Below are 11,753 nucleotides of genomic sequence, written 5' to 3'. Positions count from 1 at the left end.
CGAGACTCTGCCGTTACCTCCGTCGTCCGCTCACAAGGCTCGTCGAGGCCCGTCGCCGTCACCGCGACCAGTGCCCTGTTCGGCGGCTTCCCGGATCATCGCTGCCACGGCGCCGGGCTGCGACAGCACGACGGCGTGCGAACCGTCCAGCAGGTATTCGGTGGCCGCCATACGCTGTGCCATGAAGCGCTGAGCGGTGGGGTTGAGCATCCGGTCGGCGGTCGCGATGGCGTACCAGGACGGCTTGGAGGCCCATGCCGGCGGGCCCGATCTTCCGGACAGCGCGCTCCAGGCGATCGGGCGTTGCGTCACGGACAGGACGTCCGTGACGCTGGGCGGCAGGTCGGCAGCGTACACCTGCGGGAACCGTTCCTTACGGATGTACAGCTCACTGTCCAGATCGGCGGGAGACCGGCCTGGGAGGACGACGGTGACCGTCGCGTCGGTCACCGGCATCGGGGCGAAACGGTTCGTGATGTCCCCAACGCACTCTCCGGCGTCGAGGGCGAACGCCGCAACGTAGCACAGCGCCACGATGTTGTCGGCGTCGGTAGCGGCATGCGTGATGACCGCGCCACCGTAGCCGTGGCCGACCAGCACGACCGGGACGTTGAGGTGGCACACCACGCTCCTGATGTAGGCGGCGTCCTGCGCCAGGCCGCGCAGCGGGTTCGCCGGGGCGCGCACCGTCAGTCCGGCGGCGTGAAGAAGTCTGATGACCCCCGCCCAGGACGAGGCGTCGGTGAACGCCCCGTGCACAAGCACGATGGTCGGCAGTAAGGGGGTGGGACCGTGCACGTCGGTGGCCTCCGAATGAGTTCGGTCCCAGCCAAGCGCGTCCAGGTGGGGCAGGCATCGCGTGAACGTACCAACGTGTCCGCTCAGTCGTCGCGCAAGGCCATGACGAGGTTGGCAAGTTGGACCCTGGAGTTGACCGACAGCTTGCGGAAGGCGGAGGTCAGGTGAGTGTTGACCGTGTGCGGGGAGACGACGAGCAGGTCGGCTGCCGACCGGTTGGTGTGACCCTCGGCAATGAGGCGGGCGATCTTCTTCTCCGAGGCCGTGAGGGCCTCCCATCCCTGGACGGGGCGCTGCCTGGTCGCTGACCTGCGGCTGCCGGCCTCCGCACCCATGTCACGCTGCACGCGTGCCGCTGCCGCGTGGGCGCCTGACTCGGCGAACGTGGCATGGGCGTGAGCCAGGGTGGCCACTGCTTCAACTTTCCGGCCCGCTGCCAGTAGTGCCTGGCCGAGGTCGGCGGAGGCGGCGGCCCGGACCAGCGGGCGAGGGCTCGCCTTGAGCAGTGCCACGGAACGTTCCAGTACGGCGAGATCCTTGCTCACGAGCCCGAGGGCCTGCGCCGCGATGCCCATGGCGGTGGGCACGGCCGGGTTGCGTTCGGCGTGGGCCTGGGCCTGTGCGGCCAGGTCCTCGGCGAGCCCGTGGTCCGCGCCCCGCAGGGCCATGCGTATCGCGGAGTCGACCCAGGTGCGCAACAGCCGCCAGCGCATGAAGGGACCTTCCGCCTGCACCTGCCGTATCTTGTCGATGGCAAGCCGTACGTCCCCGTCGGCCTCGGCGAGGACCGCTTCCAGGAAGCGCACCGCGGCCGTGTTGCCCGGGTTCGGTTTGATCACCAGTCTTTCCTGCGCTGCGGTCAGGTGCTGCCGCGCCGCTTCCCGGTCGCCGCGCAGAAGTGCGATCTGGGAGCGGATCACGCGAGAGTTCAGCTGCTGGACGGGTACTTGTACGTCTTCTTCCAGGCGTTCCATTGTCACGAAGTCGGCCTCGGCGTCGTCGAGCCTTCCGAGCCCCAGATGCTGCCGGGCCTGTGCCCACAGCAGCATCGCCTGACGGGGCGACCCGGCATTGTCCGCCGCCTCCAGCAATCGTTGGCTGGACTCGAAGTCGTCCAAGTGCTGGTACGCGACGATCTCTTCGGGAAGGAAAGCGGAATCGACGGCGCTGAGCGCGGTGAAGCGCTCCAGTGCGATGTCGTTCTCTCCCGCGTTGAGCGCGATCTCGCCGAGCCCGAACAGCGCCAGGACGTGCGCCTCCCTGTCACCGATCGCGATGGCGTCGCGCAGCGTGTTCTCGCCGGCCTCACGTGCCGCGACAAGATCATGCCCTCGGGACAGGGCCAGCGCACGCAGGGCGGCCAGCCTCGCCCCGACCTCCGGGGCGGCACCCCCGACTGCGAGGGCCGTTTCGGCCCGGCGGCGCAATTCGTCGGCGAGATCCATGTTCCACAGCGTCCCGCCGAGAGCGGCATGCAAGCGACTGAACGCCTCCAGGGGCGGCCGGAAGGCCAGCAGCCGGTCGCCGGTCGACAGCGCCTCTCGATTCCTGCCGGCCCGTGTCAGGCAGACGATCGCCTGCTCACCCACCACGAAGCTCAACGGCCTCGCGGGCGGCACCAATTCCAGGGCGCGCGTCATCAGGTCGGCCGCGAGGCCCGGTGTGACGGGCAGAACGTCATCAGCGGCTCGCCGCAGCAGCGTCACGGCCTCCTCGTCTCCGGGCAGGGCGCCCTTGAGGATGTGGGGCACCGTGTCGATCGGCTGGTGGCCCGCGGAGACAAGGTGTTTGGCAGCCGCTCGGTGCAGAGCCTTCCGGGCCGACGGCGGGATGTCGACGTAGACCGCCTGGCGCAGCAGATCATGCCGGAAGACCAGATGATCGCCGTCGTCGTCCAGGAGTCCGGCGCGCACCGCCTCATCGAGCGCCGCGATCAACGTGGTGGGCGGTTGGCCGCAGAGCGCGGCGGCCTCGGAAAAGCCGAACCTGCGTCCCAGCACCGCTCCCATCTGAAGGAAGCGCAGTGTGCTGGGTTGCAGGGCACTGAGTCTGCCGCGCACGCCCACGACGAGCCCTGGGTGCACAGGCTCACCCGAGGCACCGGCGGTCCGCAGTCCCGCGAGCATCTCGACCGCCAGAAACGGGTTCCCGCCGGCTCCGTCGAGCAGGTCCCGCACCCGCTCGTCAACGACTGCACCCAGTGCGTCGTCGGCCAGCTGGCCGATGGCCGCGCCGGACAGTGGCCCCAATGGCACAGTAATCGCCGGGAGTTCGCCCGTCGCAGCTGCGACGACCTCCTCCGCCGGCCCAGCCGGCGTCTGTCGCCCGGTCAGCATCCAGAGAACCGGCGAGGTCCGCAAACGTGTCGGAAGCTGCTTCAGGGCGAACCGGCTCAGCGGGTCGGCCCACTGCACGTCGTCCAGGGCGATCAGCACCGGCACGCTGGCGGCTCTGGCTTCGATCGCCTCCGCCAGGCGTTCCACCAGCCAGATCCGCTGATCGTGATGGCGCGCAAGATCGGCGAAAGCATCGCCGGACAACAGCGGCTGATCGCCGTGCAGGATGCAGGCTGCCAACGACGAGAGCGGCACAATGTGATGCAGTTCATCGGCCTTGCCGAGGCCGACTGAGAATCCCGCTGCTCCGGCCCTGGCGACGGCCTCGGCAAGCAGCGTGCTTTTGCCGATTCCCGGTTCCCCCCGGATCAGAGTCAGCGCGCCGCTTCCGGTGCGGGCCACCGAGGCGATCAGTGTCTGCAGCTCTTCGAGTTCGGCCTCCCGGCCGCGCAGACCGCTTCGGGACAGCGACCCGACTGACCCCGCCACTCACGCCCCTCCTGTCCGCACTCGCCGGCCGAAGCCGGGCTCAGCCCATGCCGACCGGCCACTCCGCCCTTCGGCGTCGGCTGCCGGTGCCGGAAGACGGCTCCGGCAGGCGCGGACGACGCGCCGGGTGTCCACTATGGCAAGAGCGGCAGCCCAGAGCACAACTCGGTACATAGGGTGAGACGGCCATGCCGCTGGCGGAAGCCCCGGCATGGCTGGGCGGAGTGACGTCGTCGGCCCGCTGACCGAAGCCGGACTGGACGTTTTGCAGGGATCGAGGCTGAGCTCGTCGAAGGGGGTGTCCGTACTGGCTGTGCGCCAGCAAGATCATGATCTGGGCCGGGAAGCCTCCTCGTCTCAGGCCGCTGTGTCCCCGGCCTCACCGGCGAGGTGAAAGCCACTCCGGGCTGGGGGCAGACTGGAACGCCGAGGCCGCAACGCCGCCACGGGCTCCGACACCCTTGACACTCCGCTCGGCGACGGAGGCGTACGAGGCGCTCGCGCCGCGGAGTCCCGCCACTCGGCGGGGGACATCTCGTAGGCGGCCCGGAAGACCCGGCTGAAGTGGGCGGCGCTTGTGAAACCCCACTGGCGAGCCACACCGGCGATGGTCCGGCCTGCCGCCTCCCGGCGGGCCAGCTCACGTCGGCACTCCTGCAGCCGACGGCGCTGGATCCACCGACTGACAGTGACGTCCTTGGTCTCGAAAAGCCTGTGCAGGTAGCGTACGGAGATGTGGTGGGCGCGGGCTATGACCTCCGGCGTCAGGTCCGGATCGGCGAGGTGCCGGTCGATGAACACCTGGATCCGCGGCAGCAGCACCCGGGCTGCGCTCGATGTGTCACCCACCTCCTGGTGAAGTCGCTCCCCGACCAGGAGGGTGAGGAGGTCGACGATATGGCGGGCCAGCACCTCACCGACAGCCGACGGGTACGTTTCCGCCGTGTCCACGAGCTGGGTCAGAAGGGGTGACAGTAGTGAGCCCAACGTTGTGTCGGGGCGGATGGGTGTCGCCGTGAGACGTTGCAGGTCGGACTCTCCCAGGCCCAGGAGCCGCCGCGGCAGGACAAGGGATTTCGTCTGGAAGGGATGGGGAAATTCCATCCGCATCGGGCGTGTCAGGTCGCAGAAGACGATCTCCCCGGGATGCAGGTGGACCTCACGAGCGTCCTGCTCGACCATGGCGACACCCCTGACCAAAAGCTTGACGACCAGATATTCGTCTTCACCCCGTGCGATCAGCTGCGGAGTCCGCCGCGCCCGCAGGGGCTCACCCTCCACGGTGGCGACCTGGAGATGGCCCAGCCGGGACGTTCGGATGGTTCCCGAGCAGACCTCGTCCAAGACGGCGATGTCGACTGCGGCAAACGTTTGGGACAGGGCTGCGCGCCAGTACGTCCGTCGTTGGTGGGCGGGCACCGAATCCGTGGTGTAGCGGGTGCCCGAGAGCTGCCTCCCGGGTTCCGGTATCGATGAATCTGGGGACATGATGTCCGCCCTTCAGCCGGTGTGCTTTCTGGGACACCGTGCCATCGGGCGTGGGTCGGCACATCGCGTGAATCCGCTGGATCAGGGGTGCACGACTGAGACATGGCGCAGATGCGCGTGCTCATGGTTGGCGGTCGGCAGGCCGTGCTGCGGCGGCGCCGCTCGGCATCACAGCGCGGCGGGCCCGACTCCGGAGGCATACGTGCGGTGTCGACCAGAGAGGCGGCTACCCACAGGGGAGATACCTATCACCTCCTGCAAGCGCTCCGGCGGGCGTCGTGGTGCATATGCGGCAAGGGACAACTGCCGACGAAGTTCCCTGACGAGTAAGACGAAGAAATCCCCGGCGCTGCGGGCGAACCGGTCACCGATCCACGACCGGTGGGTGGGACTTCGCCTCGGCGGCGAGTACGTACAGGAAGTCCGACACCAGCGCGACCATGCGCTCACTCCGTCGACCGCCACTGACCGCCCGCGCCTCATCCGCGAGCTGAGACGGTGTGGAGCACCTCACCGCCGACACAGGCCCAGACGCCATGCTTTCCGAGCCGACCCGTCACTCGCTTCCCGCCATGAGTTCGGCCACGACGCGGTCCAGGTCGATGTGGAGGCCCTCCGCGCCCGGTGGTACGACCACGTCGGTCTGCTGCAAGAACGCCGTGACCGCCGAGGCCGCGATGTCCAGCACGGCGGCCCCCGCGGTGGACCTGAGGACTATGCGCACCGAGTGCCGATGGCAGCGGTGCCGGGGTATCACCAGGACGTCTCCGACACCCGTCGGTCGGCTCAATCCCTCCGACAGGAGGCTGCGGGCGAACACCCAGTCGACCGTGCCGGTCGGCGTCCCTCCGAGGGAGAGGCACACGGCGTAGGGGTCTGTCCTGTCGTAGTGCAGCTCGGCGGGCAGCGATACCGGCGGTTCGTACGCGACGACGACATGCGCCACGACCTCGTGGGTGACCGAGGCGCCATCGGCGGCACCGGAAAACGGCTGAGTCATTTCTTACCTCGATCAGCAGGTCATTTTGGGGGGCAGCGTCTACGCAAATGACCCTAATGTCGCCGATAGAAGCAGCTTGTCTAAGAACGTACGAAGCGTTGCCCGTCAGAGCCCCAAGCGCGGACTTCCACGGATCAATGAGCCCCAGAGGCGGCGCGACTACGTTTGTGGGTGTCGCGCCACTCGCTGGGGGGACATCCCATAGGCAGCCCTGAACACCCGGCTGAAGTGGGCGGCACTGGTGAAACCCCACCGGCGAGCCACCGCGACGATGGTGCGATTCGCGGCCTCCCGGTGAAGCAGGTCCCGTCGGCACGCTTCCAGGCGGCGGCTCTGGATCCAGCGGCTGACCGTGGTGTCCTCGCCCTCGAAGATCTTGTGCAAGCGCCTGCTCAAAGCGACGGAACTGGCCCTAGAACTCGGCAGGACGGATCAGGCCGCGACCCTTCTCCATCTGGCGGCACCGGTGGAACTCGACGTGCTGGATCGGGCCCGCACAGTGTTGCTGAGCGAGGGACTCGAAGTCGATGTGTCGAAGAGCATCCCGCGTCTGCACCTCCTCATCGCCACGGCGGAGAATGCGGCTGACGCCGGTGATCCCGCACTCGCACTGCGGCTTCTGCGACTGGCGGCGCGACGATGCTGGTGGGCCGACCCGGGGCGCGCGCTACGCCAGCGTGTGGTGGCCGCGGCCGAGCGGCTGCCCGTCCCGGAGCTGCACCCCGAGCTGTTGTTCGTCCTGGCCGCCGCGACCCCACTCGCGTGGCGCGACGGTGATCGAGCGGTTCGAGCGCCTGGAGAGCGAGGGCGGCTACGACGCCCTCGCCGCCACCACCCTCGGTACGGCGGCCACGACGATGGGTGGCTACGACCATGCGGCGGGCTTCCTCCGGCACGCGGAGGCCGGCCTGCGGGCCCAGGGGCGGCTGGGGCTCCTCGCCCAGTCCTTGGTGTCCCTGTCGTTCACCTCGGCGCACATCGTGGACTGGGAGTCGGGCCTGCCGAGCGTGGCCGAGGCCCTGCGGCTCGCGGAGGAGAACGCCCAGCCTCGCTCGGCCACCGGTGCACTCGTCGCGAAGGCCCATTTCTCGGCGGTGCTCGGGGACCTGGAGGCGGCGCAGACCGCCATCGGACAGGGTGAACGCCACGTACTCGCCGTGGCGAATTCCTCCACCCTCCCTTCATCCAGATCACGCGAGGCATGATCGGACTCGCGGCCGGCCGTCACGCCGAGGCGTTCGCCTGCGTGTGGCGAGTCTTCGACCCCGCGGACCCCGCGCATCATCCGTATCTCCAGACCATCGCGATCCCGGCGCTCGCCGAGGCCGCTGTTTGCGACGAGGACAGGGCCCTGGCGCGCGACGCCCTCAGCCGGCTCGACGAATCGGCCGCGGCCGCAACGGCGCGGATGATCAGGGCGAACCTGGGGTTCGCCCGTGCCCTCCTGGCCGACGACGAGGATGCAGAGGCGTCGTTCCGGTCGGCGCTCGACCTGGACCTGTCACGGGATCCCTTCACGCGGGCTCGCATCCTGCTCGCCTACGGCGCATGGCTGCGGCGTAGACGCCGGGTGATGGAGTCCCGGGCGCCCTTGCGCATCGCCAGGGAGTCCTTCGCCTCGCTGGGGGCTCAACCCTGGCACGAGCGCGCGTGCCAGGAACGCCGCTCCGCGGGCGAGGGGGGCACGCAGAGCATGCCCGCGGACTGGGATCTGCTCACGCCGCAGTAACTGCAGATCGCGCAGCTGGCCGCGACAGGGCTCTCCAACCGGGAGATCGGCCAGCAGCTCTACCTCTCCCACCGCACCATCGGAGCACACCTGTACAAGGTCTATCCGAAGCTGGGGATCTCCTCCCGTGGCCAGTTGCGGGAGAAGCTCCAACTGGGCGGATGGTGACCGGATTCCGACGGTCGCGGACCGCGCCCTGCTTTCACCTCATCCACCTTTGGCCTCCTCCAGCCCGAGCACGGCAGGCCCCGGCTCGGTCGGTGAATCCGCGTGCCCGTTCTGTGACCCACGGGGGTCACCTCGGTCCAAGCGCAGCAAGCGCAGATCGAAGAGCTGCCGTTCGAGCGCGGTGATGTCGGCCGCGGACGTCTCGTCGGCCGGACTGCCACCAGGGCGGCCAGCTCGCCGGCCGCCCGCCGCATGGGCGCGGGCAGGCCCACGGTGTACTCGTCACCGCCGGATCCCCAGTCCTCGGACGCCGCGTACACCGCAGTGGGGACGACGACGGCGCGCAGGTACGCGAAGAGCGGGCGCAGGGCATGACCTTGGCCGAGCCGGTGACGAGGGGCGGCTGCTTCGCGGACCCTCGGCGCCTCCTGCCGGCGCCCGCCAGGCGGAACGGCTCTGCCGGGCCGCACCGAGCGGGAGCGGCTGCGCATGATCAGCCATGTCTGTCCTGCCGTCACCGTGCGGTGGGGCCGCCCAGTCGCCGTTCCGAGGCCCAGTACAGGAGGGCCAGGAGCGGCAGTGCCCCACCGAGAAGCGTCACCGGCGTCCAGCCGCCGGCGTAGTAGGTGAGCGAACCCAGCTGGGAGCCGACCGCACCGCCCAGGAAGAAGGTGGCGATGTAGGCGCTGTTGAGGCGGGCACGCGCATCGGGGTCGAGCTGGTAGATGGTGTGCTGGCCGAGAATGAGAGTCGTCTGCACGGCCATGTCGATCAGGATCGCGGCCAGACCGATCAGGACGATGCTGCGCTGTCCGAAGCCGGCGAGCGTGAACGCCACAGCAGCGACGGCGAAGGCGGCACCGGTCATGGGCCGTGTCAACTTGCGGTCGGCCCAGTGCCCGGCGAACGGGGCCACTGCCGCGCCGGCCGCACCGACGAGGGCGAAGATGCCGACCCCCACCTCGGAGTAGTGGAACCGGGGCCCGGTGAGGACGTACGAGATGGTCGTCCAGAAAGCGCTGAACGAACCGAACATCGCCGCCTGGTACAGTCCGCGCCGCAGCAGCTCTGGGTGGGTGCGCACCAGCTGGACGGTGGAGCGCAGCACGTGGGCATAGGGGATGTTCGTGGTGGGCGCGTGCTGCGGCAGAGCGGCGTGCAGGGCCATGGCGAGGACGGCCATGAGGACGGCGGAGCCGAGGTAGACGACGCGCCAGCCCGCGAGGTCGGAGACCAGGCTACTGAGGGTCCGGGACAGCAGGATGCCGGTGAGCAGGCCACTCATCACCCGGCCGACGATGCGGCCGCGGGCGTGGTCGGGGGCGAGGCTCGCGGCGACGGGCACGAGGATCTGCGCGACGACCGACGTGGCGCCGCTGATCAAGGACGCGGTAAGCAGCAGGGGGAAGTTCGTGGCGAGTCCGGCCGTGACGAGGGCGAGCGTGGTGACCGCCAACAGCACGGTGATCAGGCGGCGCTTCTCCAACCGGTCGCCGAGCGGGACCAGGAAGAGCATGCCGACCACGTAGCCGACCTGGGTGAGAGTGATCAGCCAACCTGCACCCGTCGTGCTCACGTGGAAGGCGTCACGCAGTGAGGAGAGCAGCGGCTGGGCGTAGTAAAGGTTGGCGACGGTCATGCCGGAGGCAACGGCAAGAAGCGCTATCAGCCATCCCGGCACGCCGTGCGAGCTCTTTCCTGCGGCGGGCAGGCGTGGGGCCTGGAGATCGGGTGACTCGGACATGGGTACCTTCTTGGTGAGAACCGGGCAGCCCGGCCCGAGAGACCGGCCGGGGCAGCACCTGCCGCGGCGAGCCCGGACCGGAACGCAACCGGATCACTGGACAGATACTGCTTGACGAGTGCTCGCTTCGGGACCCGCCGGGGGTCGCCTCAGTCGAAGCGCAGGTCGGAGAGCTGCCGTTCGAGCGCGGTGATGTCGTCCTCGGACGTCTCCTCGGCCGGGCGGGCGGCCATCAGGGCGGCCAACTCGCCGCCCGCCCGCCGTATCCGCGCGGGCAGGCCCTCGGTGTACTCGTCACCGCCGGATCCCCAGTCCTCGGACGCCGCATACACCGCGGTGGATACGACGGTGGCGCGCAGGTACGCGAAGAGCGGGCGCAGGGCGTGTTCCAGGACCAGGGAGTGGCGGGCCGTGCCGCCCGTCGCCGCGACGAGGACCGGCTTACCGGTGAAGGCGTCGGGGTCGATCAGGTCGAAGAAGGACTTGAACAGCCCGCTGTAGGAGGCGGTGAACACGGGCGTCACGGCGATCAGGCCGTGGGCGCCCGTCACCGCGTCGATCGCCGCGGCGAGTTGGGGCGCCGGGAAACCGGTCACGAGGTTGTTGGCGACGGCGACGGCCAGTTCACGCAGCTCGATGACCTTGGTCTCCACGTCGTGGCCCTGAGCGGCGAGTTCGCCGCGGGCCGACTCGGCGAGACGGTCGGCGAGCAGGCGTGTGGAGGACGGGGTGCTCAGCCCCGCGGACACAGCGACGAGCTTCACGCGGCGGACACCTCCTGAACGGCCCGCAGGGACTGGTGGGTGGGCGCATCCGGCACTTTGGCGGAGCGGCCGATCGCGAACTCCTTCCGCAGGACGGGCACCACCTCTTCGCCGAGGATGTCGAGCTGTTCCAGGACGGTCTTCAGGGGCAGACCCGCGTGGTCCATCAGGAACAGCTGCCGCTGGTAATCGCCGACGGTCGCACGGAAGGACAGTGTCCGCTCGATGACCTGCTGGGGAGAACCCACCGTCAGCGGGGTCTGCTCGGTGAACTCCTCGAGCGAGGGCCCGTGCCCGTAGACGGGCGCGTTGTCGAAGTAGGGGCGGAACTCCCGTACCGCGTCCTGCGAGTTCTTCCGCATGAACACCTGCCCGCCGAGGCCTACGATGGCTTCCTCGGGCCGCCCGTGACCGTGGTGAGCGTACCGCCGCCGGTAGAGCTGGACCATCTGCCTGGTGTGGTCGGCGGGCCAGAAGATGTTGTTGTGGAAGAAGCCGTCGCCGTAGAAGGCCGCCTGCTCGGCGATCTCGGGCGAGCGGATCGAGCCGTGCCACACGAACGGCGGTACGCCGTCCAGCGGCCGGGGTGTGGCCGTGAACCCCTGAAGTGGCGTACGGAACTTGCCCTCCCAGTTCACGATGTCCTCGCGCCACAGCCGACGCAGCAGCGCGTAGTTCTCCTTGGCGAGGTTGAGGCCCTGGCGGATGTCCTGGCCGAACCACGGATAGACCGGGCCGGTGTTGCCGCGGCCCATCATCAAGTCGACCCGGCCGTCGGCCAGGTGCTGGAGCATCGCGTAGTCCTCGGCGATCTTCGCCGGGTCGTTGGTGGTGATCAGCGTCGTGGCGGTGGAAAGGATCAACTTCTCGGTACGGGCGGCGATGTAGCCCAGCATCGTGGTAGGCGACGACGGCACGAACGGCGGATTGTGGTGCTCACCGGTCGCGAAGACGTCCAGGCCGACCTCCTCCGCCTTCAGCGCGATGGCGACCATCGCCTTGATGCGTTCTTGCTCCGACGGGGTACGGCCGTTGGTTGGGTCGGGGGTCACGTCCCCCACCGAGAAAATACCGAACTGCATGGGGACCTCTTCATTCCGGCGACTGTGTAGGTGCCGGAAATGTAGGCACCGGTCGAATGATCGTCGTGCCTGTCCGTGCAGAGGAGCTTGCCCGTCAGCGCCCTCTCCCGGCCCGTGTGGTGGGCCGCCGCCTGTGCGACCGCAAGTGTGCAGCA

General features: G+C 69.1%; 11 protein-coding genes and 1 pseudogene. 3 read left to right on the top strand and 9 right to left on the bottom strand.

Annotated elements, in window-relative coordinates; all coding sequences use genetic code 11:
• Positions 1-30 precede the first annotated feature (30 nt).
• The 5 genes from QF037_RS46330 to QF037_RS46310 all read right to left on the bottom strand — a co-directional run bounded on the left by QF037_RS46330 (position 31) and on the right by QF037_RS46310 (position 6,495).
• A complete protein-coding gene (locus tag QF037_RS46330) occupies positions 31-798 on the bottom strand; it encodes an alpha/beta fold hydrolase (RefSeq protein ID WP_307036059.1) in 768 nt (255 codons plus the stop codon).
• 83 nt (positions 799-881) lie between these two features.
• Complete coding sequence (locus QF037_RS46325) at positions 882-3,623, bottom strand: helix-turn-helix transcriptional regulator (protein WP_307036057.1); 2,742 nt, start codon at positions 3,621-3,623, stop codon at positions 882-884.
• A 357-nt stretch (positions 3,624-3,980) separates the two neighbouring features.
• Positions 3,981-5,111, bottom strand: coding sequence for an AraC-like ligand-binding domain-containing protein (locus tag QF037_RS46320; protein WP_307036055.1), 1,131 nt, complete (start codon positions 5,109-5,111; stop codon positions 3,981-3,983).
• Positions 5,112-5,667: 556 nt separating this feature from the next.
• Entirely contained in the window at positions 5,668-6,111 is a 444-nt protein-coding gene (locus QF037_RS46315) for an SsgA family sporulation/cell division regulator (RefSeq protein ID WP_307036053.1), read from the bottom strand.
• Positions 6,112-6,270: 159 nt separating this feature from the next.
• Positions 6,271-6,495: a helix-turn-helix domain-containing protein gene (locus tag QF037_RS46310; RefSeq protein ID WP_307036051.1), complete on the bottom strand. Its 225-nt coding sequence runs from the start codon at positions 6,493-6,495 to the stop codon at positions 6,271-6,273.
• A gap of 389 nt (positions 6,496-6,884) precedes the next feature.
• On the opposite strand from QF037_RS46310, the gene QF037_RS46305 reads away from it, so the two are divergent.
• From QF037_RS46305 to QF037_RS51220, 3 genes are read left to right on the top strand one after another with little or no spacing between them, the layout of a single operon-like run.
• A complete protein-coding gene (locus QF037_RS46305; RefSeq protein ID WP_307036048.1) occupies positions 6,885-7,316 on the top strand; it encodes a hypothetical protein in 432 nt (143 codons plus the stop codon).
• Entirely contained in the window at positions 7,313-7,840 is a 528-nt protein-coding gene (locus tag QF037_RS46300; RefSeq protein ID WP_307036046.1) for a hypothetical protein, read from the top strand. The genes QF037_RS46305 and QF037_RS46300 overlap by 4 nt, the downstream gene beginning before the upstream one ends.
• Positions 7,841-8,008 carry a response regulator transcription factor gene (locus QF037_RS51220; protein ID WP_373463994.1) on the top strand — a complete coding sequence of 56 codons (168 nt, stop codon included), beginning with the start codon at positions 7,841-7,843 and terminating at the stop codon, positions 8,006-8,008. It begins immediately after the preceding gene.
• 209 nt (positions 8,009-8,217) lie between these two features.
• On the opposite strand, the pseudogene QF037_RS46295 reads toward QF037_RS51220, so the two are convergent.
• From QF037_RS46295 to QF037_RS46280, 4 genes and pseudogenes are all read right to left on the bottom strand, one after another.
• Positions 8,218-8,403, bottom strand: a pseudogene (locus QF037_RS46295) (oxidoreductase); the annotation flags it as partial.
• Between the two features lie 119 nt (positions 8,404-8,522).
• A complete protein-coding gene (locus QF037_RS46290) occupies positions 8,523-9,689 on the bottom strand; it encodes an MFS transporter (RefSeq protein ID WP_373463993.1) in 1,167 nt (388 codons plus the stop codon).
• A 212-nt stretch (positions 9,690-9,901) separates the two neighbouring features.
• Positions 9,902-10,516: an FMN reductase gene (locus QF037_RS46285; protein ID WP_307036042.1), complete on the bottom strand. Its 615-nt coding sequence runs from the start codon at positions 10,514-10,516 to the stop codon at positions 9,902-9,904.
• Positions 10,513-11,598 (bottom strand): LLM class flavin-dependent oxidoreductase, encoded by a 1,086-nt coding sequence (locus QF037_RS46280; protein ID WP_307036039.1) that lies wholly within the window; start codon positions 11,596-11,598, stop codon positions 10,513-10,515. The genes QF037_RS46285 and QF037_RS46280 overlap by 4 nt, the downstream gene beginning before the upstream one ends.
• Positions 11,599-11,753 lie beyond the last annotated feature (155 nt).

Origin of the sequence: Streptomyces canus, from assembly GCF_030815415.1 — a bacterium.
GTDB classification, from domain to species: Bacteria; Actinomycetota; Actinomycetes; order Streptomycetales; family Streptomycetaceae; genus Streptomyces; species Streptomyces canus_F.
This window is presented reverse-complemented; position numbering and strand designations above follow the sequence as displayed.

Bases quoted from the DNA above. Each gene is read 5' to 3' on its own strand.
- QF037_RS46320 (WP_307036055.1), bottom strand. From the start codon at position 5,111: ATGTCCCCAGATTCATCGATACCGGAACCCGGGAGGCAGCTCTCGGGC.
- QF037_RS46280 (WP_307036039.1), bottom strand. From the start codon at position 11,598: ATGCAGTTCGGTATTTTCTCGGTGGGGGACGTGACCCCCGACCCAACC.
- QF037_RS46315 (WP_307036053.1), bottom strand. From the start codon at position 6,111: ATGACTCAGCCGTTTTCCGGTGCCGCCGATGGCGCCTCGGTCACCCAC.
- QF037_RS46300 (WP_307036046.1), top strand. From the start codon at position 7,313: ATGATCGGACTCGCGGCCGGCCGTCACGCCGAGGCGTTCGCCTGCGTG.